23 protein-coding genes are annotated in these 26,065 nt (G+C 46.4%); 21 read left to right on the plus strand and 2 right to left on the minus strand.

Annotated features, from left to right (window positions below; translation table 11 throughout):
* Positions 1-23: 23 nt before the first annotated feature.
* The 11 genes from ACWQAU_RS03820 to ACWQAU_RS03870 all read left to right on the plus strand — a co-directional run bounded on the left by ACWQAU_RS03820 (position 24) and on the right by ACWQAU_RS03870 (position 11,717).
* Entirely contained in the window at positions 24-1,934 is a 1,911-nt protein-coding gene (locus tag ACWQAU_RS03820) for an ABC-F family ATP-binding cassette domain-containing protein (protein ID WP_027821362.1), read from the plus strand.
* A gap of 12 nt (positions 1,935-1,946) precedes the next feature.
* Positions 1,947-2,897: a thymidylate synthase gene (locus ACWQAU_RS03825; RefSeq protein ID WP_003640579.1), complete on the plus strand. Its 951-nt coding sequence runs from the start codon at positions 1,947-1,949 to the stop codon at positions 2,895-2,897.
* Between the two features lie 9 nt (positions 2,898-2,906).
* The gene (locus ACWQAU_RS03830) at positions 2,907-3,398 is read left to right on the plus strand and encodes a dihydrofolate reductase (RefSeq protein WP_003640578.1); all 492 of its coding nucleotides are present in this window, start codon (positions 2,907-2,909) and stop codon (positions 3,396-3,398) included.
* A 106-nt stretch (positions 3,399-3,504) separates the two neighbouring features.
* Complete coding sequence (locus ACWQAU_RS03835) at positions 3,505-4,356, plus strand: DegV family protein (protein ID WP_003640577.1); 852 nt, start codon at positions 3,505-3,507, stop codon at positions 4,354-4,356.
* Positions 4,357-4,505: 149 nt separating this feature from the next.
* A complete protein-coding gene (locus tag ACWQAU_RS03840) occupies positions 4,506-5,450 on the plus strand; it encodes an SGNH/GDSL hydrolase family protein (protein WP_003644430.1) in 945 nt (314 codons plus the stop codon).
* Between the two features lie 12 nt (positions 5,451-5,462).
* Positions 5,463-6,107, plus strand: coding sequence for a YpmS family protein (locus ACWQAU_RS03845; protein WP_003640575.1), 645 nt, complete (start codon positions 5,463-5,465; stop codon positions 6,105-6,107).
* Between the two features lie 11 nt (positions 6,108-6,118).
* Positions 6,119-6,340, plus strand: coding sequence for a YozE family protein (locus ACWQAU_RS03850; protein WP_003640574.1), 222 nt, complete (start codon positions 6,119-6,121; stop codon positions 6,338-6,340).
* Positions 6,341-6,369: 29 nt separating this feature from the next.
* Positions 6,370-7,848 carry a S41 family peptidase gene (locus ACWQAU_RS03855; RefSeq protein ID WP_003640573.1) on the plus strand — a complete coding sequence of 493 codons (1,479 nt, stop codon included), beginning with the start codon at positions 6,370-6,372 and terminating at the stop codon, positions 7,846-7,848.
* Between the two features lie 366 nt (positions 7,849-8,214).
* Positions 8,215-9,690, plus strand: a complete 1,476-nt coding sequence (locus tag ACWQAU_RS03860) for an MFS transporter (protein WP_003640572.1) — start codon at positions 8,215-8,217, stop codon at positions 9,688-9,690.
* Positions 9,691-9,963: 273 nt separating this feature from the next.
* Complete coding sequence (locus tag ACWQAU_RS03865) at positions 9,964-11,022, plus strand: LLM class flavin-dependent oxidoreductase (protein ID WP_015380384.1); 1,059 nt, start codon at positions 9,964-9,966, stop codon at positions 11,020-11,022.
* Entirely contained in the window at positions 11,019-11,717 is a 699-nt protein-coding gene (locus tag ACWQAU_RS03870) for an NADPH-dependent F420 reductase (RefSeq protein WP_027821363.1), read from the plus strand. Before ACWQAU_RS03865 ends, ACWQAU_RS03870 begins: the two co-directional genes overlap by 4 nt.
* A 103-nt stretch (positions 11,718-11,820) precedes the next feature.
* Here ACWQAU_RS03870 and ACWQAU_RS03875 read toward each other — a convergent pair whose 3' ends face one another.
* Positions 11,821-12,750 (minus strand): LysR family transcriptional regulator, encoded by a 930-nt coding sequence (locus ACWQAU_RS03875; RefSeq protein WP_013355560.1) that lies wholly within the window; start codon positions 12,748-12,750, stop codon positions 11,821-11,823.
* 189 nt (positions 12,751-12,939) lie between these two features.
* On the opposite strand from ACWQAU_RS03875, the gene ACWQAU_RS03880 reads away from it, so the two are divergent.
* From ACWQAU_RS03880 to ACWQAU_RS03925, 10 genes are all read left to right on the plus strand, one after another.
* Positions 12,940-14,088, plus strand: coding sequence for a cobalamin-independent methionine synthase II family protein (locus tag ACWQAU_RS03880; protein ID WP_003640567.1), 1,149 nt, complete (start codon positions 12,940-12,942; stop codon positions 14,086-14,088).
* Positions 14,089-14,648: 560 nt separating this feature from the next.
* On the plus strand, positions 14,649-15,503 hold the full coding sequence (gene ylqF, locus ACWQAU_RS03885; RefSeq protein WP_003640566.1) for a ribosome biogenesis GTPase YlqF: 855 nt from the start codon (positions 14,649-14,651) through the stop codon (positions 15,501-15,503).
* Positions 15,496-16,263 (plus strand): ribonuclease HII, encoded by a 768-nt coding sequence (locus ACWQAU_RS03890; protein WP_003640565.1) that lies wholly within the window; start codon positions 15,496-15,498, stop codon positions 16,261-16,263. Before ylqF ends, ACWQAU_RS03890 begins: the two co-directional genes overlap by 8 nt.
* Positions 16,264-16,341: 78 nt before the next feature.
* Positions 16,342-17,208 (plus strand): DNA-processing protein DprA, encoded by an 867-nt coding sequence (gene dprA, locus ACWQAU_RS03895; RefSeq protein ID WP_003640564.1) that lies wholly within the window; start codon positions 16,342-16,344, stop codon positions 17,206-17,208.
* 88 nt (positions 17,209-17,296) lie between these two features.
* A complete protein-coding gene (topA, locus tag ACWQAU_RS03900) occupies positions 17,297-19,444 on the plus strand; it encodes a type I DNA topoisomerase (RefSeq protein WP_003645027.1) in 2,148 nt (715 codons plus the stop codon).
* A gap of 278 nt (positions 19,445-19,722) precedes the next feature.
* The gene (gene trmFO, locus ACWQAU_RS03905) at positions 19,723-21,048 is read left to right on the plus strand and encodes an FADH(2)-oxidizing methylenetetrahydrofolate--tRNA-(uracil(54)-C(5))-methyltransferase TrmFO (protein ID WP_013355556.1); all 1,326 of its coding nucleotides are present in this window, start codon (positions 19,723-19,725) and stop codon (positions 21,046-21,048) included.
* Positions 21,049-21,127: 79 nt separating this feature from the next.
* Complete coding sequence (xerC, locus tag ACWQAU_RS03910; RefSeq protein ID WP_003640561.1) at positions 21,128-22,072, plus strand: tyrosine recombinase XerC; 945 nt, start codon at positions 21,128-21,130, stop codon at positions 22,070-22,072.
* A complete protein-coding gene (gene hslV, locus ACWQAU_RS03915; RefSeq protein WP_003638820.1) occupies positions 22,056-22,598 on the plus strand; it encodes an HslVU peptidase proteolytic subunit in 543 nt (180 codons plus the stop codon). Before xerC ends, hslV begins: the two co-directional genes overlap by 17 nt.
* A 17-nt stretch (positions 22,599-22,615) precedes the next feature.
* Positions 22,616-24,034, plus strand: coding sequence for an ATP-dependent protease ATPase subunit HslU (hslU, locus tag ACWQAU_RS03920; protein ID WP_003640560.1), 1,419 nt, complete (start codon positions 22,616-22,618; stop codon positions 24,032-24,034).
* Positions 24,035-24,060: 26 nt separating this feature from the next.
* Positions 24,061-24,939 (plus strand): aldose 1-epimerase family protein, encoded by an 879-nt coding sequence (locus tag ACWQAU_RS03925; protein ID WP_003640559.1) that lies wholly within the window; start codon positions 24,061-24,063, stop codon positions 24,937-24,939.
* A 194-nt stretch (positions 24,940-25,133) separates the two neighbouring features.
* Here the strand turns inward: ACWQAU_RS03925 and plsY are convergent, their stop codons facing one another.
* The gene (gene plsY, locus ACWQAU_RS03930; protein WP_003644419.1) at positions 25,134-25,760 is read right to left on the minus strand and encodes a glycerol-3-phosphate 1-O-acyltransferase PlsY; all 627 of its coding nucleotides are present in this window, start codon (positions 25,758-25,760) and stop codon (positions 25,134-25,136) included.
* Positions 25,761-26,065: the final 305 nt, after the last annotated feature.

Raw genomic sequence — 26,065 nt, forward strand, 5'->3', positions numbered from 1 at the left:
TAAAAAAAGGGTGGATCGTAACAATGCAAACTTTAAGAGCAGAAAATCTGACCCGAACTTATGGTGAGAAGACGTTATTTCACGATATTTCATTTATTGTGAATGAACATGACCGGATTGGTGTCATTGGCGTTAACGGGTCCGGGAAAACGAATTTATTAGACGTATTAGCCGGGATTACGGCACCGGAAGCCGGTCAACTGGTGATGCCCAAAAATTATACGATTGGTTATTTAAAGCAAAAGCCGGAACTTGACCAGAATCTGACAGTCATTGATGCCGTTTTGGCCGGTAGTCAGCAAGTCTTTCGAACGATTCGCCACTACGAGCAAACGTTGGCCGCTTATGCTGATCATCCCGAAGACCAAGCGACCCAAAAAGCTTACGTGGCCGCTGAGGATCGTATGAACCAAGAGGATGCTTGGACGGCTGAAAGTGATGTCAAAACGATTTTGACACAACTGCACATTACCGACCTGGCGCAGACCGTCAGTCAGATGTCGGGGGGCCAACAGAAGCGGGTGGGCCTGGCGCAAGTGTTGATTCAATCACCGGATCTTTTATTACTAGACGAACCGACCAACCATCTTGATTTTGACTCAATTGAGTGGTTAGAAAGCTATTTAGCTAGTTATAAGGGTGCTTTGATCGTCGTGACCCATGACCGGTATTTCTTGGACCAAGTCGCCAACCAGATGTTTGAATTGTCATTTGGCGAGCTGCATAAATATACGGGAAATTACCAAGATTTCGTGCAAGCGAAAGCCGAACGGGTCGCCCGTGACGTGTTAGCTGAACATAAGCAACAGCAGCTGTACAAAAAGGAACTGGCTTGGATGCGTGCGGGAGCACCCGCGCGTAGCACGAAGCAACAGGGGCGCATCAATCGGTTCAATGATTTGAAGGATAATTTGAATACGCTCCAAGTTGATAACGATGTTGATATTTCGCTCGGTCAGCAGCGTTTGGGTAAGAAAGTGATCGAGTTAAAGGACGCGAGCTTGCAGTTTGATCGGCAAACCATCCTGGATCACTTTTCGATGTTGATCCAAGCCAATGACCGCATCGGCATCACTGGAATAAACGGTGCCGGGAAATCTAGTTTATTGAATGTGATTGCGGGTCGACTGCCACTTGATAGTGGGACCGTGACGATCGGTGAGACCGTCAAGATGGCCTATTATACTCAACAGACCGAACCGATTCCGGGCGACAAGCGCATCATTAATTACTTGCAAGATGTCGGTGAGACGGTCTTGAATAAGCAGGGCGAGCATGTTTCAGTGACTGAGTTACTAGAAGAGTTTCTGTTCCCACGTTCGATGCACGGCACGCTGATTCGCAAGTTATCTGGGGGCGAACAGCGCCGGTTATACTTGCTGAAGTTGTTGATGCAACAGCCGAACGTCCTCTTATTGGACGAACCGACTAATGATTTGGATATTGGTACGTTAACGGTGTTGGAGAACTACCTCGATGATTTTGCCGGGACCGTCATCACCGTTTCCCATGACCGCTATTTTTTGGACAAGGTCGGCACGAAACTACTGATTTTTGATGGTCAGGGGCATATTGAACGCTATTCTGGCCGTTTCTCCAGTTATTTGAAGGATCAAAAAGACGCGGCCAAGCCCGCAGCCAAGGCCACTGCGATAAAAACTACGGCTAAGCCGGTCACGGATGACTCGACCGCACCATTGGCCAAGAAAGCCAAAGTCAAGCTGACTTACGCGGAACAGCTCGAATACGACAAGATCGAAGGGGTTATCGAGCAATTGGATAGCCATAAGAGTGAGATCGAAGCGGCGATGGCTGCCAATGCCAGTGATTATGGCAAGTTGGCTGATTTGCAAAAAGAATTGACTAAGACGGAACAAACGATTGATGAGAAGATGGATCGCTGGGACTACCTCAGCCAGTATGCAGAAGCCTGAAAGGATGATCGCATGTTAGAAGATAGTTATTTACAACTCGCGCGCACCATTTTAGAACACGGCACGTATAAGGATGACCGTACCGGCACGGGAACATACAGTGTGTTTGGTTATCAGATGCGCTTTGATCTGAGTCAAGGTTTCCCGTTATTGACGACCAAAAAAGTTCCCTTTGGCCTGATCAAGAGCGAATTACTATGGTTTTTGCATGGTGATACGAATATTCAGTATTTATTGCAACATCACAACCATATCTGGGACGAATGGGCGTTCAAAAATTGGGTTACGAGTGCCGATTATGACGGCCCTGATATGACGAATTTTGAACACCGCCGGCTAGATGATCCTGACTTTGCGCCGATTTATCAAGCTCAGATGCAGACCTTTGATGACCAGATCTTGACAGACGACGCGTTTGCGGCCAAGTATGGTAATTTGGGTGACGTTTACGGTGCGCAATGGCGTCACTGGCAAACGCGTCAGGGAAAGACGATCGATCAAATTGCCAATGTGATTGAAATGATCAAGACGCATCCGGATTCGCGGCGGTTAATCGTTTCCGCTTGGAATCCAGAAGATGTGCCGAACATGGCGTTACCACCGTGTCATACTCTGTTTCAATTCTATGTCGCGGATGGTAAGCTCTCTTGCCAACTCTACCAACGTTCAGGCGATGTCTTCCTAGGTGTGCCATTCAATATTGCGAGTTATGCGTTACTAACACATCTGATTGCTAAGGAGACGGGTCTAGCAGTGGGCGAGTTCGTGCATACGTTGGGTGACGCGCACATTTATACTAACCATGTGGAACAAGTTAAAACGCAGTTGACCCGGCAACCTCGGCCGGCACCCCAGCTGACTTTAAGTGGGGCTCATGACAGTATTTTTGATTACCAAATGAGTGACATTAAGCTCAGTGGCTATGATCCCGCACCGGCAATCAAAGCGCCGGTCGCGATTTAGGAGGCCGCAATGATTGCATTGATATGGGCAGAAGATCAAAATGGCCTGATTGGCAACCAGGGCCAGCTTCCCTGGCATTTACCAGCAGATATGCAGCGGTTCAAAGCGCTGACGACCGGACACCATGTCGTGATGGGGCGCAAGACTTTTGCGGGCTTTAAACGCCCGCTCCCACGGCGGACCAATTGGGTGCTCTCACGTCAGTCTGATTTAAAGTTGCCACCGGAAGTCCATCAACTAGCAGATGTGGCGGCGATCCAAACACTCGCGGCCGCCCATCCGGATGAACCGATTTTTGTCATTGGTGGTGCGGTGGTGTTTGAAGCCGTGTTACCGGTGGCCGATTATTTATATCGGACGCGTATCAACGCAAGGTTTGATGGTGATACTTGGATGCCGGCCGTGGATTACACGCAGTGGCAGCTGGTGAGCCAACAAATTGGGACGGTGGATGAGAAAAATCAATATCCGTACGAATTTGATGATTTCCGCCGTCGTTAATTCAGTGGCAACCGTGAAACTCAGGCAGATTTCTGCTATACTGAAAGCATTAATTTTATTGTAACGATCGTTTAAACGTTACAAGTATAAGAAAGCGTGGCAAAGTATGACGAAAATCAAGATTGTGACCGATTCTTCGGCAAATTTGACGGATGCCGAGGTAAAAAAATACGATATTACCGTGATTCCGTTGACTGTCATGATCGATGGCACCATTTACGTGGAAGATGAAACGATTACGCGTGAAGAATTTATTGACAAGATGGCAACGGCTAAATCTTTACCAAAGACGAGCCAACCGGCACTCGGAACGTTCATTGAAACGTTTGATAAGTTAGGTGCGGATGGCGCGAGTGTGATTTGTATCAATATGCTCGAAGCCATTTCAGGAACAGTGCACACGGCGGAACAAGCGGCTTCGATTACGAAGACCGATGTCACCGTGATCGACGCTCGGACGACCGACCGTGCGATGGCCTTTCAAGTTTTGACTGCTGCTAAGTTAGCCCAGAGTGGTGCTGACAAACAGGCGGTCATCGATCAGATTCATGCGACTCAGGCCCATACCAAGCTATTCATGGGCGTAATGACCCTGAATAACCTCGTTGCTGGTGGTCGAATCAGTCGTCTGACGGGGGCAATCAGTACGCTACTGAATGTTAAGATTGCCTTGGAAGTTGATGACGGCACCCTAGATGTGAAGATGAAGGGGCGCGGTGTTAAGGCGATTAATAAGTTTTTTGATAAGGTTCTCGACGATATTATTGCAACGCCGAACGTCGCCGAAGTTGCAATCTCTCACGTTGGCGCCACGGAGCGCGTGGAAGAATATCGGGCGCGCCTACAAGCGGCTTTACCAAGTCTCAAGATCAGTGTTCAACCAACGGTGCCAATTATTGCGACCCATGGTGGCCCGGGTGCGTTTGCCGTGGAATATCATACGCAAGCGCCAGCGTAAAGTGAGCGGTGTCCCACAGGCGACTTGTCTACGAGCACTAATGGCAAATGGTGATCGTCCCAACAGGGGATGGTGACCATTTTATTGTTCAAAGATGAGTTAGCTCTGATTAAATGGACTGCTCAACGGTGAAGAAAGGTTGGATGCCAATGTCCAAAGTTAAAGAAACCATTAAAATCATTTTAGTGATGGCGGTGTTAGCGGTCGGGGTGTTTTTCGGGGTCAATTATCTGCTGCATCCGCAAAATGAATCGGCGACGACTACCCCAACAACGACTAAAAAGACCACTGCCAAGAAGACGCCCCACAAGGCGAAAATCAACTTGGTCGCGGTCGGTGACTCCTTAACCGAAGGGGTCGGCGATGAGTCCGAGGGTGGCTACGTTGGTCAGATCAAAAAAACGTTGACGACTAAGCAAAAGCTGAAGGTGACGACCACGAATGCTGGTAAGTCCGGTGATCGGAGTGACCAGATTTTAGCACGCATTAATAAGTCGAAAGTGTTACAACAGAAAATTGCCAAGGCGGATGTGATTACCGTGACGGTTGGCGGTAACGACCTCTTGCAAACGCTCGAAGGGTCCCTAACTTCTAACAATACGGCCAAAAATAACGCGACGGTTGCTAAAGCGCAAACTTTATATGCGAATAAACTAACTAAATTATTTAATAAATTACAAAGTTTGAATGGCACTGCGTCAGTTTTTGTCTTTAGCATCTATAATCCAATTTATGTGAACTTTCCAAATGTGACGTCGATCACGCACTACATTAGCCAGTGGAATGATCAGACACAGACGACGGTTAGTCAATACAAGCATACGTATTTTATGGATATCAATTGGACCATGTCACACGGCCAGTACAAGACGGCAGCCCAGATTCGCAAGTTGAAGAAAGCAGCGAGTGCCACGACCTTAACTAGCTTAACCAGCTCAAAGGCCATTACTGGCGCTTTAGAGGCGGAAAACAAGACGAATGATTTGATTTCGACTGCTGATAATTTCCATCCCAATAAGCGGGGGTATCGTGTGTTTACAACCAAACTGTATCAGACCATGATGGCCCATGATGCGTGGTTAATCAAAAAATAGGGAGGTAATGAGATGCGGGAAGCACAACGAAACAAGCAGGCATCAGCACCTAAAAATCCGAAGACAAACGGTCCAATCAATGTTTGGAAATGGGTCGCCGTTGTCTTGATTGCGTTGATTGTCGGCACCGGTGCTTACGTCGGCACCCAGGTCTTACGATCGCCTAGCGAAAGCACTAGTTTGACGGCTGCAAGCAATACGGATGCGGCTAGTGTGCCGATTACAATGAATCGAAAACAATTAAACGCCCTTGCGAGTTATTATTTGAATGATCTACAAAAGGGCCAAGACATGAAATATCGCTTCGTGGTCCGGTCTACCGGCGCTTATTTGCTCGGAACGACGCAGGTACTGGGTCAGAACGTGTCGTTTGTGATCACGATGCAACCAAGTGTCATCGATAACGGCAATATTTCGTTGAAAGCAACCAATTTATCGGTCGGGACGATGTCCTTGCCAATCAGCTTTGTGATTAATTATATTAATAATAATTACAAGACACCTAAGTGGGTCAAGTTGAATGCCAAGAAGAAGACAATCGACCTCTACTTGAATAAATTAGTTGGTAAACATGATGTTCGTTATAGTGTAGATAAGCTTGATTTGAAGAATAATCAGTTCAAGTTCGAAATGCATATTCCAAAAACTAGTGACTAAGGAGTGAATTCATGCATAAAACATTTTATACATTCTTGATGACGCAACGGAACCCAGACAGTACCGATGCCATTGCCGAATTTGCCAATAATGCGTTTTTGGATCAATCGTTTCCAAAGCAGAGTAAAGATTTTCACGAACTCTCACAATATTTGGAATTGAACGCTGGTTATTTGCCAACGATGACGGTCTTTGATGACGCGTGGCAAGCCTATTTGGCAAGTGAAGCTTAAATTAATTTGTAGGAAAGAGGACGTTCGGTATGCCAGAGGAACCCAAACAAACTAATCCGCACATAAAAAAAGTGCCCCGGCCCAAGCGACGCGTTGGTCTATGGACCTATATTATTTCCATTGTCGTCGCATTAGGCATTGGGGTGGGTGGGACGTACTGGCTGATTGGTCGGCAAGTCAATGCCCAGCTCAGCAGTATGCAGCAGACTAGTAAAGCAATGAAAAAGATCGAATCAGTTTATGAAACGATCAATGAGAATTACTACAAACCGGTCAATGCGAATAAGTTGGCCAACGGTGCCATTAACGGCATGGTCAATTCGTTAGGTGATAAATTTTCCGAGTACATGGACAAGAGCGAGACGGAAAGCTTGAATGACACGATCGACAGTTCGTTTTCTGGAATTGGTGCCCAGGTTCAAAAATCTGGCAACTATGTTCAAATTATTTCACCAATTGCTGGTACGCCAGCTAAGAAAGCTGGTTTGAAACCGAAGGACATTATTAAGGCGGTCAATGGCAAGTCAGTGGCCGGTAAGACCTTGACACAAGCCGTTAGCATGATGCGTGGTAAGATCGGTACGACGGTCAAATTGACGATTGAACGCAGTGGTCAAACCTTTACCGTAAGTTTGAAGCGGGCTAAGATTCCAGTGACGACCGTTGATTATAAGTTAGTCGGTGGCGATAAGAAGATCGGTTATATTACGGTATCGACCTTCTCGACGAATACTGCTAAGGAATTTAAGACGGCGTTGAAGGCACTCGATAAGAAGGGGGCCAAGAAGTTAGTCATCGATATGCGTGGTAATCCTGGCGGGTTGATGACGGCTGCCTTGAAGATGGCCTCAATCTTCTTGAAGAATGGTAAGACGATCATGCAGGTCCAAGCACGCGATGGTTCGACCGAAAAATACACGGCGTCCAAGAAGTATGATGGTGGCTTTAAAGAAACGAAGCCAACGACCGTCTTAATTGATGGTGGGAGTGCTTCGGCAGCTGAAATCTTCTCCGCAGCCTTGCATCAATCGGCAGGTGTTAAACTGGTCGGGTCACAGTCATATGGTAAGGGGACCGTTCAAACGGTGACGACTTTTAATGATAAGACTGAGATGAAGATCACGGTCGCGAAGTGGCTGACACCAAACGGCACTTGGATCAACAAGAAGGGCTTGACACCTGATGTTAAAGCTGATGAGCCGAGTTATGCAAGCTTGACGGTTATTAGCAAGGTCAGTGATTTACAAGCTGACAAGGTCAATAGCAATGTCAAGACGTTCCAGAAGTACTTGCAAGCCTTAGGTTACTTTAAAGGAACCGTTAATGGCTACTTTGGTGATTCAACCACCAGTGCGGTCAAGCAGTATCAAAAGCATGCCAAGTTAACGGTCAATGGCAAGGTCGATAAACAGACACTGACTAAGATCGAGACTGAATTAGCTAATAAGATCAGTGATAATGATCGGGCTTACGATGCAGCAATGAAATTGATTGAAAAGACAAATTAGTTCAAAGCTGATTCGTATATTTTAAAAGGCGTAACCGAAATCCGCATGGCTTTCGGTTATGCCTTTTTAGTTGCGGAATTTTAATGCGGTACCGTCAACGAAGCTTTGACAAGATGGAGGTGGATCTACGAATTAGGCTCAAAAATGGCTTGTCACGGGTGCTTTATAAATCGGCAGTGGAAAGTCTTGTTCATCATGAATTTAAATCAAGATTTAGACTTGCCTTGCGGTGGGGGTAAAGCGGTATACTAGAAATTGTGCGTTAATTGATCAGTATGAAATAGTGAATTTCAACGGGTTGGATTGAGGTAACTTTTAGCTGAACGACTGACGAGATGTTTAGCAATTATAGAAAGAAGTTTTGTTGTGAATCGACGGGCCATTTATTTTGTTCAGGGCGCCCTGTTACTATCGAACGTTATGGCTGGTATCGATAGTACGAATGTGAATACGGCGCTACCAGCAATTATTGCGGATTTACACGGTCTACGGTTAATGGCGTGGATCGTCGCTGTTTTCTTACTAGGAACGGCAGTTTCGACCTTGATCTGGTCAAAAATGGGTGAGCGCTTTGGTAATAAGCGAGCTTATCAAATGACGACGGCACTCTTTATTGTCGGTTCCTTACTACAAGGATTAGCACCCAACATCTGGTTTTTGATTATTGCTCGGGGTGTTGCGGGTCTCGGCAACGGGGGGATGATTTCCTTACCTTACATCATGTATGCGGACATTTTTAAGAATCCGCGTGATCGAATGCGGGCACTGGGACTAGTCTCGGCTTGCTTTAGTATGGCAACGATTATTGGCCCCATGGTCGGTGGTGTGATTGTCGATGTGTGGTCTTGGCACTGGATCTTTTACCTCAACGTACCAATTGGGATTGTCTCAGCCGTGCTGTTACAAATCTTCTATCAAGAACCTAAGCGGGAACATAACTTGCAACCAATGGATCGTGCAGGGGCGTTATTGATGGCGGTTGGGATCATCAGTTTGCTTGGTGGTATTGAACTGATCGGCATGGTGTCGTTATGGATTGTCGCGATCGTGATCGTGGGGGCGCTCATTGTGTTGGGCAGTTTAACCATCGTGGAACGTCGCGCTGTGGACCCGGTTATTCCGGGCCGCCTGTTTAAGAACGCGCCGTTAGTGGTCGATTTCGTCTTATTTGTGCTTATTTGGGGCGCGTTCGTTGCCTTTTTGACGTACAGTCCGATGTGGGCTCAGGGCTTGCTAGGGACGTCAGCGTTAATTGGGGGAGCCACGCAGATTCCAAGTGCTTTTGCTAATTTTGGGGGTAGTGAATCAGTTCCCCGCATGCGGCGGCACTTGACGCCCCATCGCGTCTTGACGATCAATATTATCATTTTGACGCTGACCTTCGTTCCATTGATGATTGGCGGTGTTAAGCTTCCATACTGGGTCTTACTCTTAGCTGGCTTCTTTGAAGGTTGGGGCAATGGGGCCTGCTTTAATGAGCTGCAGGTTAAGGTCCAAGTAGACGCTGATCAACGTGACATTCCAGTTGCGACTTCGTTTAGTTATTTGATTCGGATGCTCAGCCAGACGTTTACCACGGCTATCTTTGGGCTAATCATGAACCAAGCTCTGACTAGTGGGGTGGCACGATCGGATGGTAAAATCACCATGGCGATGATGAACCAGTTAAGTGATGCTAGTCGGGCGGGCCGGCTACCAGCGCACCTAGTGCCGATGATGCGTGGCATCTTACACACTGGACTACAAAATATCATGATTGTTGCGTTCGGATTAATGATCGTCGCTTTAGTGATCAACTTATGGGCACAACGTCATGAGACGCAACGGCAGGCCCAGAGCTAGATAGCATGTGCAAACTTGATTTTTGCAATGATGATTGGTTCGGAACAACTTACGGAGAGGTATTCTAATTGAATACCTCTTTTTATTCTGTGCGATGCTTGTATCGCTGAATTACTACCGAACCGGAATTCATCCAATTGGCAGATTGTTTTAATCATGATTGAAGGTGACTGTCAAGCTGTGCCTATCAGTTGCATTTAAAGAGATAATACGATATATTAACATCAACCACTTACTAAAAGTAAGTGAAACAAAAGTAATGGGGGCATTAAGATGATTGATGTTAATCAACTAGAATTTGGGTTAGAAACATTTGGGGATATTGTGGCGAACACGGATGGTAGTTTACAGTCGGCGGGAGAGTCATTGCGCCAAATCGTGCGCGAAGGTCAGTTAGCGGATCAGTATGGGCTGGATGTTTTTGGCATTGGTGAACATCACCGACCAGACTACAGTGTCTCAAGTCCGGAAACGGTGTTAGCAGCCACCGCTGCCGTGACCCAGCACATCAAATTAGCGTCAGCAGTAACGGTGCTGAGTTCCGATGACCCGGTTCGAGTTTATGAACGGTTTGCAACGTTAGACGGCCTGTCTAATGGGCGCGCCCAAGTGATGTTAGGACGGGGGTCGTTTACCGAATCGTTCCCGTTATTTGGCTATGATTTGACGGATTATGATGACCTATTTAACGAAAAACTCGCACTATATGACCAATTGCGAACGGAAAAGCCGGTGACTTGGTCGGGTAAGTTTCGGGCTTCGTTAACGAATCAAGACGTGTATCCAAAGACAGCTACTGGTGAACTTGAGACTTACATTGGGATTGGTGGTTCACCAGAATCAATTATTCGCGCGGCTAAGATTGGCTATAAAGTCATCATTGCAATCATCGGTGGCCGGGCGGACCGATTTAAACCGTATATCAAACTGTATCACGAAGCCGCTAAAAAGTTCAATCAGCCAGCTTATCCGATTGCGGTGCATTCGCATGGATTCATTGCGGATGATCAGGATGAGGCCTTGACGGTGGCTTATCAAAATATCAAAGCTAATTTTGATCGCATTGGATTGACCCGGGGATGGGCGCCAATGAGTCACGAACAATTTGACCGTGAAACCAAATACGGGTCGTTTTATGTTGGGACGCCGACCGTGGTTGCGCAACGGATTGCGACGACGATTGAAACACTGGGGCTGGGGCGCTTTGACTTGGTATACGGGGCCGGTAATCAAACGGCGGCTCAACGTGAACGGATGATTGAATTGTATGCGACACAGGTGATTCCACAAGTTAAAACTATTTTACAAGCGAAGCAGGTGACGACCAAATGACAGTCAAAAACGTTGGAATCCTCGGCGCCGGTAAAGTTGGTATCGTCTTAGCGGAACTGGCATTGGCGGCCGGGTATGACGTTCGCATTTCGGGCTCTGGCAAAGTAAGCAAAATTGAACTAACGATTCAAACACTAGTTCCGGGCGCAATTGCGTCGGAAAATCAGGATGTCATCGCCAACAGTGAGTTAATTATTTTAGCATTACCGCTGAGTCGTTACCGGCAAATCCCGGCTACGGCGCTTGATGGCAAACTTGTAATTGACGCTATGAATTATTGGTGGGAAACAGACGGGGTACGGGAAGAAGTTCTGGATCCCCAGACGTCCTCCAGCGAACAAGTCCAGCAATACTTCAAAGGGAGCCATCTGGTTAAAACACTGAACCATATGGGTTATCATAATCTGCAAGAAGACGCCAGACCTAATGGCGATCCGGCGCGGAAGGCCCTATTGGTAGCTGGTGATGAGCCCCAAGCCGTAGCAACTGTGGCCCACTTTGTGGAGACGCTTGGGTTTGATCCCATTGGCTATCCCCGACTGGCGGATGGTATTATGACTGAACCCGGCAGTCCGTTATTTGGGGCCAGTTTAAGTGCGACCGCGCTTCAGCAAATCATTGATCATTTTGATGAAACTGATTTTGGTCGTGCGCTTGCGGCCAAACATGCATTGGATGTTGAAACAAACGAGTAGCTAAACCAAACTAAAATGCGGCATTCAACCTGAATGTCGTATTTTTTCGTCTGTATGCTGTTGTTAACAAAAAATGAATTCAGTCACGTCATGTGTCGATCAGTCAATTATTATTAAAAACGTCAAAGCCATATCCTTGAATGTGCTGTTTCAATAGTGTCAAATAGCGCTGGGCCGTAGCGCTCAATTCGATTTTCTTATGGCGCAGGTATCCAAGGGTCATTGCATCATCCACTTTTAGTGGAATCGCCACAATTTTTTCGTCATTGAGTTCGCTGCTGATGATGCCTGAACTGATCGTATAGCCGTTTAAACCCACCATCAAGTTGAAGATCGTTGCCCGATCACTGATGCGGATATGCTTTTTATGAGGTAGCGTACTGAGGATTTCTTCTGCAAAATAAAAGGAACTCGTATCGCCTTGCTCATAAGAGAGGTAGGGATAGTCTCGTAGGTCATCCAAAGTCAGTTCTTGCTTGTGCGTTAATGGGTTATCACGACCGACGAAAACATGCGGGCGAGCCTCGAATAGCGGTACGAAGCTTAAGTCTTTGTCAGCAATCAAACGGCTAAGCACGGTCTGATTGAACTTATTAAGATAAATGACGCCGAGCTCGCTTTTCAAAGTCTGAACGTCATTGAGCACGTTGGCCGTTTCAGTCTCGCGTAATGTGAACTGATAGGTATCGCCACCAATTTCCTTGACTAATTCGACAAAGGCGTTCACGACAAACGCATAGTGTTGCGCAGAGACACTAAAGATACGCTTGCGAACGGTTCCCTGACCAAAATGTTCGTTGAGTAAATTAACTTGGTCGAGGACACTGCGAGAATAGTTAATGAATTCACGGCCCGTATCCGTCAAAGTGATCCCCGTTTTATGACGATAAAACAGCTGTACTTGATATTCCTTTTCGAGTTCTTTCATTGCTTGGGATAATGAGGGTTGGCTGATAAATAACTGTTTGGCCGCCTCGTTGATCGAGCCAGTCGTGGCAATTTTTTCTAAGTAGCGCAATTGTTGAATACGCATTAAGTACACCTCCTGAGAAATGTCTGGTTTCAGTATCTAATTAACGCATGATTGTAGCTGGTGTGATTGAATAAATTATTTAGGTTATAGGTATTGCCTATTATATCATCAATGCAATCAGTCTTATCTATTTTTTAATCAGATTGTTATAATAAACTCATTAAGACAGACACGGAGGATGATTACATTATGACAAAAACACATTTCCAATTGGTCGGCTCACTCTTACGCCCGGCTAGTTTACTTACTTATAAAAATCAAATCGAACATCGTGACGATATTCAATACCCATTTTATGAGGCTTTGCCGGGCTACCAGGCTGCCGAAACAGCGGCAGTGAAGACGGTGATTGCCACCGAAAAGGCGCATGGGATTGATGTGCTAACGGATGGCGAATATACGAAGTCAATGTGGCATTTGGATTTTATTTGGGGGTTTAGTGGTGTTCGGCGGTTTATTGCGGATGAAGGTTATAATTTTCGCGATCATGACGGCAGTGATTTTGAAACACGTAAAGATATTGGCATTGAAATCACAGCACCACTTTCTGGCAAGCATCATCATTTTATTGATATTTATCAGCAACTTAAGTCACAAGCCGATGGTAATGACGTTAAATTAACGATCTGGAGTCCCGCACACGCCTTTGTTGAGTTTGGATACATCGATAAGCTATATGGCCCTGACCAGATTTACAAAACTGTTGATGACTTGCATGCAGGCTTACTCGGGGCGTATAAAGAATTCTTAACGGATTATCAAGCTGCGGGTGGCAAAATCATCCAATTCGATGACTGCTTGTGGGAAGTGTTTGCCAGTGATAATCAGCAAAGTCCCTTTGGTGCTGGAAATGGCAGTCTCCAAGAATTAGCTGATGTAGCCGTCAACACCAATAATGAGTTAGTTGATTTTGGCCATCAATTAGGGTTGAAAGTTTGGACGCATAATTGTCGTGGTAATTATGAAAGTCGGCACTTTGCAGAAGGCAGTTACAATACGATTGCTAAGAAATTCCTGCATGACCAACACTACGACCGTTTCTTCCTTGAATGGGACGATGACCGCGCCGGTGATCTTTCAGCGCTCAAGGTACTTGAGGACCGGCCGAATGTGGAAGTCGTCTTGGGCCTGTTATCCAGTAAGACCAATACCTTAGATGATGAAGATCGCGCGTTACGGTTACTGACGCAAGCTAGTCAAATTTTGAATAAGAACCAGTTATATTTATCTCATCAATGCGGCTTCGCTTCGTGTGACTCAGGCAACGAGTTAACGGCGGCTCAGCAGTGGGCAAAGATTGATCAGGGACAAAAGATTGCGGCTAAATTCTGGGATTAAGTCACGTCAGTTAATTAGCTGACGGCTATCAAACGACAATCAAACAAGCGCGATGTTGCGGCCATCTTGATGATGAAGGCTGTGACGTCGCGCTTATTTGCAGTTGTAGTAGGTGAACTGTGTGTATGATCGTATCGGTGGACGTTAACGTTAAGGACGGTTATGCGATGTGCTTGGACTAACGAGCTAATTGACAGCTACCGCAAGCTTGCAGCCAATAAAATGGGGTCGATGTTCCGGTTAGCTAAATTAACGTGTGGAAGTATTGGGCAGCAGATCAATGGTCGGTTTCAAAGCATGGTCGGTGTAAACATGGTAAAATATAGATTGCTGCATCATGCCAGTCCTGGACTAGCAAGCGTCCGGTGTTTTAGTTCATGGGCGGCATAGCGACCAACGATTTCGTTGAATGAACGCATTAGTGGCGGTTGGTGCACAGCACTTAAGCATGTCGCCACTGGAGCTAGCAGCATCGGCTTGACAGCCAGTGCTGCTAAAGAATTTTAACAATGATCAAAGTTTGAAGGCATTCACGCCACGAGAAAAAGGAGCACAACGTAATGGCAAATATTCAATGGTACCCAGGTCACATGGCCAAGGCGATTCATCAAATTCAGGACAATTTACATTTAGTTGATATTGTTTTTGAATTGGTCGACGCCCGGATCCCAGTGGCTTCCCGGAATCCAGAAATTGAAAAAACGGTTCAACAAAAACCACACCTCTTAATTATGACCAAGAAGGACTTGGCAGATCCCCAAGCGACAGCTGACTGGGTCAAGTATTACGAAGACCAGGGTCAAGTTGCGATCGCGGTCGATTCACGTAGCCGTACGATTGGTAAGCAAATGACGCAAGCGGCTAGTGACATGTTAGCTGACAAGTTAGCAAAAATTGCGGCCCGTGGCATTACTAATCGGCCAATCCGCGCAGTTTGTGTCGGTATCCCCAACGTTGGCAAATCGACCTTATTAAACCATATTGTCAATAAAAAAATTGCCAAAGTCGGTGATCGTCCGGGCGTTACCAAGGGCCAACAGTGGCTCAAAGCGTCCAATAAATTGGAATTACTCGACACCCCAGGGATTTTATGGCCGAAGTTTGAAGACCAAGTCGTTGGTACCAAGCTGGCCGTCACGGGTGCGATTAAGGAAAATATCTATCCTAACGATGACGTCGCTTTGTTTGCCTTGGACTTCTTCAAGCAGCACTACGCGGCACGCTTAGTCGATCGTTATCATTTGACGGCTGAGCAGTTGGCCTTACCAAATCCGGAATTACTGATTGCGATGACGAAAAATGCGGGGATGCGCGATGACTGGGAACGTTTCTGCGTGGCCTTCCTCTTAGATATTCGTAAGGGCCGGCTCGGTCGTTTTACGCTCGACTTAACGGGGGATCAACCCGATGCCTGAACGAACGATTGCGGATTTTAAACGGCTACTGGCTGACCAACCAACGGCAGCGCTTCTAGCCGCGGCTCAAGCCGATCCTCGCAAGGGCGTGCAACAGGCTTATCAACACTATTTGCGACAAGCTGAAAAACAGGCGGCGTTAGTGACACGTTTTAATCAACATATGCGTTTAGAACGGGATTTTTGGGCCCACGGCGGACAATACGTTGCTGGGATCGATGAAGTTGGTCGCGGCCCGTTAGCTGGACCAGTCGTAACTGCCGCTGTAGTCTTGGACGATCATTTTGATTTGCTAGAAGTCAATGATTCAAAGCAATTAACCGCTAAGAAACGGGCGGCCCTGATGCCACGGATCCTAGAAGAAGCGGTTGCCGTGGGAATCGGCGTTGCGGATGCCCAACAAATTGATCAATTAAACATTTATGAGGCGACCCGAGTCGCAATGGCCCAAGCCGTCCGTAACCTGTCCGTCCGGCCAACCCGTTTACTAGTTGATGCGATGCAGGTGCCGGTACCAATTGAACAGACCCGTCTAATCAAGGGCGATGCGAAAAGCGCGAGCATCTCGGCGGCTAGTATTGTCGCCAAAGTCGTCCGGGATCACTTAATGACAATGTATGATCAAGTGTATCCCGGGTACGACTTTGCTGATAATATGGGCTACGGGACTGCTAAGCATTTGGCCGGGTTGGCCAGTCTCGGCGCTACGCCGATTCATCGCCAATCTTTTTCACCGGTTCGAAATGCTAAGCGGGTCTAAATCCGTAACTACTCTTTAAAGAAGCCGTTCCGTTGACGACTAATGTCAACAAGGGCGAACTTAAGGAGTCGTGATAACATGCAATTAAGAAGTTTATTGATTCGATTACATTTAGCGCACGGCATCGGGTATGCCGGGATGGTACGCGTGTTACAACACTGTCGGCAGGTTCAGACGGTCGTCACTGATCCCCGCCGATTAGGTAAGTTGGCCCATTTAACTGCTAGTCAGCAGGGGCGTTTTACCGCTGATTGGCAAAGTATGGCGTTTCAACAGCGACTAAAACGCCATGCGCAGCTTGATATTTTAACAATCTTGGATGATGATTACCCACCGGCCTTATTAGAAGCCTATCAACCACCATTAGTGTTGTTTTTGCGCGGGCAGCGTGCGTTACTAACGACACGTCAACTTGCGGTTGTTGGTGCTCGGCAGGCCACATCGTATGCGGAACGGGTCACGACGCAATTATTGGCACCGTTAGCAACGGCAAAGTTGACCATTGTCAGTGGACTAGCGAAGGGAGCCGATGGTTTTGCACATCGGACCGCCCTTCGTTTTAACTTACCGACAATCGGGGTGATTGGGACCGGGCTGGATATTAGTTACCCCCGTCAACACCGTGACCTACAGCAGCAAATTAGTCAGGTCGGTTTACTAATCAGTGAGTACCCGCTGGGGGTGGGTCCGGAACCATACCACTTCGTTGCTCGTAACCGGATTATTGCCGGGCTGTGCCAAACGGTTATCGTGGTCGAGGCGCAGGCCCATTCTGGGAGTCTGATCACTGCTAATATCGCGTTACAAAACAATCGCAACGTTCTGGCGGTACCTGGACCAATTGATGCACCATTTTCAGTTGGGTGCAATCAATTGATCGTTGCGGGGGCCAAACCAGTCTTAAATTCGCGACATATAATAGAAGAGTTTTTACCAAAAATTTGACAACACGAAATTTTTGAAATATGATTACAGGGATTTCTTAAACTGATATTTATAATAATGATAATGAAACCTGTAAGGAGCTGATCGAGTGGCTGCAAGTACAACTAAAGCCAAACCGGCGGCAAAGCGGAAGACCGCAACTAAAACTGCTACCAAGCGGAAAAGCAAAACGCCCGCTAAAAAATTGGTGATCGTGGAATCACCATCTAAAGCAAAAACGATTGAGAAATATTTAGGTCGTTCTTATAAAGTCGTCGCTAGTCTGGGCCATATTCGAGATTTACCGAAGAGCAAGATGGGTGTCGACGTGGATAACGACTATGAACCGCACTATATCTCGATTCGCGGTAAGGGTGATGTGATCAAAGGATTGCGGAAAGAGGCTAAAAAAGCCAAAGCCGTGTACCTCGCATCTGACCCGGACCGTGAAGGGGAAGCCATTGCTTGGCACTTATCCTATTTATTAGGACTTGACCCTAAGGATAAAAACCGGGTCGTCTTCAATGAAATCACCAAGGATACGGTCAAAAACGCTTTTAAGGAACCGCGTTCAATTGATATGGATCTAGTGGATGCCCAACAGGCCCGGCGAATTTTGGACCGGTTAGTGGGTTACTCAATTAGTCCATTATTGTGGAAAAAGGTCAAAAAGGGGTTATCGGCCGGTCGGGTGCAATCGATCGCGCTAGATTTGATCATTCAACGTGAAAATGAAATTAAAGCGTTCAAACCCCAAGAGTATTGGACGATCGATAGTGAATTTCAAAAGGGTCGTTCCAAATTCATGGCAAGTTTTTATGGAACCCATGGTAAGAAGCAACCGTTGGATGACAACGATGCGGTGCAAAAAATCTTGGGCCAATTAGACCGGAATGGCGATTTTAATGTCGTCAAAGTCGTCAAAAAAGAACGTAAACGGTTCCCGGCGCCGCCATTTACAACCTCTACCATGCAACAGGATGCCAACCGGAAGTTGAATTTCCGGACGCGTAAGACCATGATGGCAGCACAACAATTATATGAAGGCATCAATGTTGGTGGTAAGGAAGGTAGCGTCGGCTTAATCACTTATATGCGGACTGACTCGACGCGGATTTCGTCGATTGCGAAGCACGAAGCGTCACAATTCTTGCATAAAGAATACGGCGCAGAATATGCGGCCACCAAACCTGTCAAGGGCAAGTTACCAGAAGGCGCTCAGGATGCCCATGAAGCAATCCGACCCTCATCCGTCTTCCGGACACCAGCTAGCATCAAAGACTACTTGACGAAGGATCAATTCCGGTTATACCAGCTGATCTGGTCACGGTTTGTGGCTAGTCAGATGACGCCCGAAGTACTTGATACAATGGCGGTCACGATCGACCAAAATGACGTCCAATTCCGGGCGAACGGGTCGAAGACGAAGTTTGCTGGTTTTACGAAGATCTACGATAAGACGGAAAAGAATAACGTCTTACCAGATTTAAGTGAAGGTGATGTGGTCAAGTTATCGAAGACTGATCCGCAACAACACTTCACCCAGCCACCCGCACGTTACTCTGAAGCCAACCTCATCAAAGCATTGGAAGAAAATGGTGTGGGGCGGCCGTCAACGTACGCACCAACCCTGGATACGATTCAGCGGCGCTACTACGTCAAATTAGAAGCGCGCCGGTTTGTGCCGACTGAACTCGGTGAGATCGTTAACGATATTATTCAGGAATACTTCCCGGATGTCGTTAATGTCGGCTTTACTGCCAGTTTAGAAGAACAGTTGGATGCGACTGAAGAAGGTAAGGAAAACTGGGTCAAAGTCGTCGATAGTTTCTACAAGCCGTTTTCTAAAGAAGTTGCAACGGCTGAGGAAAGTATGGAGAAGATCCAAATCAAAGACGAATTAGCGGGCTTCAATTGTGATATTTGTGGCGCGCCAATGGTTGTGAAGATGGGCCGTTACGGCAAATTCTTTGCCTGCTCCCGTTTCCCGGATTGTCGTAATACGAAGCCAATCGTTAAAGAAATTGGTGTCGTTTGTCCGCAATGTAAGAAGGGCCAGGTCATTGAGCGGAAATCGAAGAAGAACCGGATTTTTTATGGTTGTTCCCGCTTCCCAGATTGTGACTTTGTCTCTTGGGATAAACCGGTTGGCCGTGATTGCCCGAAGGATGGCCATTACCTGGTCGAAAAGAAGGTCAAAGGTGGCAAGCAAGTGCTTTGTCCGAATGGCGATTATACCGAAAACGTTCAAAAATAAATGAAAAAAAGGTCATCTACGGATGATCTTTTTTTGTGCATTGTCAAACAATGCGTACAATTTGTGAAAATACGTTGATAAAATTCGCAATTTCAACTGATTAACAAGTGTTTTATCGGGAAAATAAACGCCCGTTTAAATTAATGTTCGCTTTAAGCTTGACGGTGGACATGTCATTGCAGGATTTGCTGATGCCATTAGTTGTCTTCTGCTAGTTTCTCAGGTATGATGACAACAATACTATCAATGGTATGACAACAAGAAAAGAGGAATTCTGGATGGCATCAATACCAACAGTAAACGTAATCGGCGCCGGTTTAGCCGGCTCAGAGGCCGCTTGGCATATTGCTAATATGGGCGTCAATGTCCGGCTGTATGAAATGCGGCCCAGCAAAATGACTCCCGCCCATCACACGGCGCAATTTGCTGAATTAGTGTGCACGAACTCACTGCGGGCGAACCAATTAGCCAACGCGGCGGGCCTACTAAAGGCCGAAATGCGGCAGATGGATTCGATCGTGATGCAAGCGGCTGAACACCACGCTGTCCCAGCTGGCGGTGCGCTAGCCGTTGATCGGGATACGTTCTCTGCAGAAATCACGGCTGCAATCACCGCGTTACCTAATGTTGAAATTATTAATGAAGAAATTACTAGTCTCCCAGATGGCATTACGGTCGTAGCGACTGGACCATTAACGGCGGCGTCCTTAGCGAAATCGATTCAAGCGTTTAACGACGAAGATGACTTACACTTTTTTGATGCGGCCGCACCGATTTTAACGAAAGATTCGATCGACATGGACAAGGTGTATCTTAAATCACGCTATGACCGTGGTGAAGCGGCCTATCTGAACTGCCCAATGACGGAAGCCGAATTTGACGTTTTCTATGACGCGTTGATTCACGCCGAAATGGCCGAAGCGCATGATTTTGAAAATTCAGATGTCTTTGAAGGCTGCATGCCGATCGAAGTGATGGCACAACGTGGGCGCCAAACGATGCTATTTGGCCCACTTAAACCAGTGGGCCTTGAAGATCCGAAGACGGGCAAACAACCCTTTGCGGTCGTTCAGTTGCGCCAAGATGATGCCGCTGGTGATCTATATAATATCGTCGGCTTCCAAACTCATCTTAAGTGGGGCGAACAAAAACGGGTCTTTTCACTGATTCCGGGTCTGGAGAACGTTGAATTTGTCCGTTATGGCGTCATGCATCGTAATACTTTTATGAAGTCACCGAAACTATTAACGCCAACTTATCAGACACAGCAACGGCCCGATTTGTTTTTTGCGGGCCAAATGACGGGTGTCGAAGGCTATATTGAAAGTGCAGCGAGTGGCATCGTTGCTGGAACCAACGCAGCGCGCTTAGCACTTGGTTTAGAACCGGTCGTTTTTCCAACGGACACGATGATGGGGGCGATGGCCCACTATATCACGCATACGAGCGCTAGCAACTTCCAGCCCATGAACGCCAACTTTGGCATTATGCCAAAACTCAAACAGCGCATTCGGGATAAGCGTGAGCGTAATACGGCGATTTCTGAACGGGCCTTGGCTGACCTGACGACTTTTAAAGATGAAACATTGACCGTTAACAACTAAAATATTGCCCCATTGACAGGGTGCATAATTGTGTTTTCCTCCATACTTTGCTAAAGTAGCAACGTATGGAGGTTTTTGCATGGAAACGGATTATTTAACCCTCTTTTTAAAGTACATTCGGGTTGAACGACAGTATTCGGAAGAGACCGCTGCTGCTTATCGGGAAGACATTCAAGCTTTTAATGATTTCTTAACGGCAAATGGCGGCGCGAAAGCGTATACTGAAGTTGACCGGTTGGACGTTAACGTCTATTTAAGTCATTTATATGACCGGCACTTGACCCGCAATTCAATTGCTCGGAAAGTTTCAAGCTTGCGGTCGTTCTATAACTTTTTGGTTAAGAATGATTTAGCTAAATTGAATCCCTTCGTGTACGTCCAACTCAAAAAACACGCGGCGCGCTTACCCCGTTTTTTCTATCAAAAGGAGCTGGACGTATTATTTCAAACTGTCTATGCGGATGATAGCGTGATGGGGGCCCGGAACGCGGCGTTATTAGAAGTCCTGTATGGTACTGGGATTCGGCTGAGTGAGTGTGTCGATCTACAATTAGCCGACGTTGATTACGACCTAAAAATGATGTTGATTCGTGGGAAGGGCGACAAGGAACGTTACGTCCCATTTGGTCGGTACGCGGCTACCGCGCTTCAGCATTACGAAACCGTCTGCCGGCAGCCCGTGATGGCCAAGTATGGTCAAACGCACCAAACGGTGTTTATTAATCGTCACGGCGGCCCCATTACTGGCGGCGGAATCGAATATGTCTTGAATCAAATCGTTAAGAAAAGTAGTTTAACGGCTGATATTCATCCCCACATGCTCCGACACACGTTTGCAACGCAGATGCTGAATAATGGTGCCGATTTACGGACCGTGCAGGAGCTGTTAGGTCATACAAGTTTGTCAACGACGCAAATTTATGCGCACGTGACAAAGGAACATTTACAACAAGATTATCGTCAATTTTTCCCACGGGCAACGCGGGAATCGACAAAGGAGACTGAACATGACAACGAAATTTGAAGCAACTACCATTTGCGCCGTTCGCCAAAACGGCCATAACGCCATGGCCGGTGATGGTCAGGTCACGATGGGTGAAAAAGTCGTAATGAAAGGGACAGCCCATAAAGTTCGGCGGATTTATAATGATCAGGTCGTCGTAGGTTTTGCCGGGAGTGTCGCGGATGCGTTTAACCTTGAAGATCGTTTTGAAAAGAAACTCAACGAATTTTCTGGGAATTTACAACGGGCAGCCGTTGAGCTTGCCCAGGAATGGCGCAGTGACCAGGCGTTACAGAAATTGGAAGCTTTGTTGATCGTCATGAACAAAGATGACATGTTACTTGTTTCTGGGAGTGGTGAAGTAATCACGCCGGATAACGACGTCTTAGCCATTGGTTCTGGTGGTAACTTTGCCTTAGCCGCAGCTCGCGCAATGCAGCTACATGCTAAGGATATGAGTGCCAAGGAAGTCGCTGAAGCGGCAATCCATATTGCCGGCGACATTGATATCTTTACCAATCATAATGTGATCTCAGAAACGTTGTAATGTAGGAGGAAACGCTCATGGAAGAAATCAATAAGACACCGAAACAAATTGTGGCCGCGCTTGATAATTATGTTATTGGTCAAAACCAAGCTAAAAAAGCGGTGGCGATCGCGCTACGTAATCGTTATCGGCGGATGGAACTTTCTGCTGAAATGCAGGAAGAAATTACCCCCAAAAATATGCTGATGATCGGACCAACCGGGGTCGGAAAGACCGAAATTGCCCGGCGGTTGGCTAAGATTGTGCACGCCCCGTTTGTGAAGGTTGAAGCAACTAAGTTTACGGAAGTCGGCTATGTTGGTCGCGATGTTGAATCCATGGTTCGTGACTTAGTGGACGTGGCTATCGAGATGGAAAAACAACAGGCTTATTCTGGTGTGCGGGCACAAGCGGTGCAGGCTGCTGACAAACGGCTCGTCAAATTATTAGTACCAGCCCAAAAGAAGCAGGCTAAGAACAATGGTAACGAGTTCCAAAACATGATGAACATGTTTAGCCAGATGCAAAACGGCCAGACCCCCAACGTTGACGATTCAAGTAACGAAGAAGTGACCGATGAAGTTCGTAATCAACGATTATCAGTTGCCGATCAGTTGAAAACGGGGCGCTTAGAAAACTCAGAGGTTACCATCGAGATGGATGACCCCCAGCAAGCCGCCGCGGGTAATAATAACATGCTTGGTCAAATGGGTATTGATCTTGGTGATAGTTTAGGTGCCTTAATGCCCAAGAAGCGGATCCAACGGACAATGCCAGTCTCAGAGGCCCGAGAAATTTTAGTCCGGGAAGAATCCGAAAAGTTAGTCAATAACGCTGATATTTATCATGATGCGATTGTCCGTGCTGAAAATACCGGGATTATTTTTATCGATGAAATTGATAAGATTACTAAGGGTGGTCAGCAAGGTTCCGGTGAAGTTTCACGTGAAGGGGTTCAACGAGATATTCTGCCAATCGTTGAGGGGTCGCAAATTTCAACAAAATATGGTCCCATCAATACTGATCACATTCTGTTTATCGCTTCCGGGGCCTTTGCGGAAAGTAAACCTAGTGATCTGATTGCTGAATTGCAAGGCCGTTTTCCAATTCGAGTCGAATTAGACGATTTAAGCAAGGATGACTTTGTTAAGATTTTGACGGAACCTAAGAATGCGTTGATTAAGCAGTATATCGCCTTGATCGGTACGGACAACATTAAAGTGACGTTCACGATTGAAGCTATCGAAGCGATTGCCACGATTGCCTATAAGGTCAACCATGAGACACAAAATATCGGCGCCCGTCGTTTGCACACCATTTTGGAAAAGCTCTTGGAAGAATTGCTATACGAAGGTCCTGACATGGAAATGGGCGAAGTCACAATCACTGAAAGCTATGTCAACGAGCGAATCGGTAACATTGCACAGGATAAGGATCTTAGTCGTTACATCTTATAAAATTTATCAAGGGGGCGTTTACGCGGATGACAGTCGAATTAAAGAATGAGTACCTCACCGTTTTGATCAATGAAGCTGGGGCGGAATTAAGTAGTGTCAAGTCGAGTGACGGTATTGAGTACATGTGGCAGGCCGACAAAACTTTTTGGGGCCGGCACGCACCCGTGCTTTTTCCAATCGTTGGTCGTTTAAAGGATGACCAGTATACTGTTGCTGGTCAGGCTTATCACATGGGACAACATGGTTTTGCCCGCGACAATGACTTTACGGTCGTCAACCAAACGGCCACACAAGCAACATTTGAATTGACCGATAGTCGTGCGACGCGGGAGATGTATCCGTACGCGTTTCGATTACGTTTGATTTATACGTTGACGGATCATGAATTGACCGTTAACTACAATGTGCATAATCCAGCTAATCAAGAGCTGTTATTTTCTGTTGGTGGGCACCCAGCATTTAACGTACCACTCGCTGATCCGGCGGGCACACTAGCTGATTATAAGGTTACTGTGGCACCACGAAAGGTCTACGCGCATATTCCATTACAGGCACCGTTGAACGATGCGGCAAATGCGGATGACTTCGACCTGACCAAGCCATTAGCACTTAGCCGGGATTTGTTTAAGGACGATGCCCTGATTTTGGATTTGAATCATCACGAGACGACGTTAATGTTGGACACTGATCTGGATGATCATGGGGTAGCGATGACGATTGAAGATGCACCATACGTCGGCATGTGGTCACCATACCCCGCAGAAGCGCCGTTCGTGTGCTTAGAGCCATGGTGGGGCATTGCGGATAACGTTGATAGCGACGGTCAATTAAGCCATAAGATGGGCATTAACCGGCTTGCAGCGAACCAGACGTTTGATGCTAAATATGCGATTAGCTTTTTCTAACTAAAATACTGTGGTTTAGTGAAACCGGTCGACAGGTTTGACCGGTTTTTATTGTGGTCTGAAAAGATAGCAAAATAAAGAATTGTATCATCTTACTTTAACTAGAAACAAAAAATACAAACCCAGCACCAAAGCTTACCCGTTCCTAAATAAAAAGACCACTCAGTAATGAAATGGTCTTGAAAGTAACATAATTATTTGCGGTTAGCCCGTTGCTGACGTCGCCAACCAAGTCCGAAGTGTACCAATGATTCGGTCCCGTTTTTGATACGTGCAATATTACTGCGGTGCCGATAGAAGATGAAGAGGGTCAATGCAAAGGCCACGAGTGATAGCAACCAATCCTGATAGTAAAAAATTGCAATCAACGTGACGATTGGAAAAGCCGTCATACTAGCAACACTGACCATACTGGTCGTGTAAACCAATAATAACATGATGGCACTAGCAATTAAGAAGAACTCCCAGTTGTAGGCCAATAAGATCCCAGCACTCGTGGCAACGGCCTTACCACCTTTAAAGCCGATGTAAATTGAGAAAGTATGTCCTAAAATAGCTGCTAGTCCAATCAATAAGGTATACCGGTTATTCATATGAAATAGCAAGGTCGGTTGTAGTGCTGCGATGGTGCCTTTTAGAATATCCATCACCATGACAATTGTCCCAGCGGTCGGGCCTAGGACCCGGTACGTGTTGGTAGTTCCGATATTACCGCTACCTGCTTGACGAATATCAGTGTGAAAGAAAAACTTGCCAATAATGACACCCGAAGGAATCGCGCCAATTAAGTAGGCGATGATCAGCATAATTATTATTTTCAAAGTTGGTTCCTCCTGCAATAGAATCACTCAATATTTTAGCATTCTTTTTAAGATTGTGGGGATTAATTAGTTTAAAAAATGATGATTGCGTGTCAAATTATGAAAATAAAATGATTTTTTGATAATTATTATGTGCCTAAAAGCGGGTGGTTAGGGCCTTTAAAGCGCTAACTGTCAAATTAATCACGCATTTTAAGAACTAGTCGTGACCAGTAATAAGTTTATTCATTGAACTGGCGCTTAGAATCAACATGAGGTAAGCTAGTAAGTGGCTTAATTTTTAAAAGATAGTTTTAGACGCGAAC

It is taken from the genome of Lactiplantibacillus sp. 3062, assembly GCF_055413545.1.

Bases quoted from the DNA above. Each gene is read 5' to 3' on its own strand.
- ACWQAU_RS03820 (WP_027821362.1), top strand. From the start codon at position 24: ATGCAAACTTTAAGAGCAGAAAATCTGACCCGAACTTATGGTGAGAAG.
- ACWQAU_RS03825 (WP_003640579.1), top strand. From the start codon at position 1,947: ATGTTAGAAGATAGTTATTTACAACTCGCGCGCACCATTTTAGAACAC.
- ACWQAU_RS03830 (WP_003640578.1), top strand. From the start codon at position 2,907: ATGATTGCATTGATATGGGCAGAAGATCAAAATGGCCTGATTGGCAAC.
- ACWQAU_RS03835 (WP_003640577.1), top strand. From the start codon at position 3,505: ATGACGAAAATCAAGATTGTGACCGATTCTTCGGCAAATTTGACGGAT.
- ACWQAU_RS03840 (WP_003644430.1), top strand. From the start codon at position 4,506: ATGTCCAAAGTTAAAGAAACCATTAAAATCATTTTAGTGATGGCGGTG.
- ACWQAU_RS03845 (WP_003640575.1), top strand. From the start codon at position 5,463: ATGCGGGAAGCACAACGAAACAAGCAGGCATCAGCACCTAAAAATCCG.
- ACWQAU_RS03850 (WP_003640574.1), top strand. From the start codon at position 6,119: ATGCATAAAACATTTTATACATTCTTGATGACGCAACGGAACCCAGAC.
- ACWQAU_RS03855 (WP_003640573.1), top strand. From the start codon at position 6,370: ATGCCAGAGGAACCCAAACAAACTAATCCGCACATAAAAAAAGTGCCC.
- ACWQAU_RS03865 (WP_015380384.1), top strand. From the start codon at position 9,964: ATGATTGATGTTAATCAACTAGAATTTGGGTTAGAAACATTTGGGGAT.
- ACWQAU_RS03870 (WP_027821363.1), top strand. From the start codon at position 11,019: ATGACAGTCAAAAACGTTGGAATCCTCGGCGCCGGTAAAGTTGGTATC.
- ACWQAU_RS03875 (WP_013355560.1), bottom strand. From the start codon at position 12,750: ATGCGTATTCAACAATTGCGCTACTTAGAAAAAATTGCCACGACTGGC.
- ACWQAU_RS03880 (WP_003640567.1), top strand. From the start codon at position 12,940: ATGACAAAAACACATTTCCAATTGGTCGGCTCACTCTTACGCCCGGCT.
- ylqF (WP_003640566.1), top strand. From the start codon at position 14,649: ATGGCAAATATTCAATGGTACCCAGGTCACATGGCCAAGGCGATTCAT.
- ACWQAU_RS03890 (WP_003640565.1), top strand. From the start codon at position 15,496: ATGCCTGAACGAACGATTGCGGATTTTAAACGGCTACTGGCTGACCAA.
- dprA (WP_003640564.1), top strand. From the start codon at position 16,342: ATGCAATTAAGAAGTTTATTGATTCGATTACATTTAGCGCACGGCATC.
- trmFO (WP_013355556.1), top strand. From the start codon at position 19,723: ATGGCATCAATACCAACAGTAAACGTAATCGGCGCCGGTTTAGCCGGC.
- xerC (WP_003640561.1), top strand. From the start codon at position 21,128: ATGGAAACGGATTATTTAACCCTCTTTTTAAAGTACATTCGGGTTGAA.
- hslV (WP_003638820.1), top strand. From the start codon at position 22,056: ATGACAACGAAATTTGAAGCAACTACCATTTGCGCCGTTCGCCAAAAC.
- hslU (WP_003640560.1), top strand. From the start codon at position 22,616: ATGGAAGAAATCAATAAGACACCGAAACAAATTGTGGCCGCGCTTGAT.
- ACWQAU_RS03925 (WP_003640559.1), top strand. From the start codon at position 24,061: ATGACAGTCGAATTAAAGAATGAGTACCTCACCGTTTTGATCAATGAA.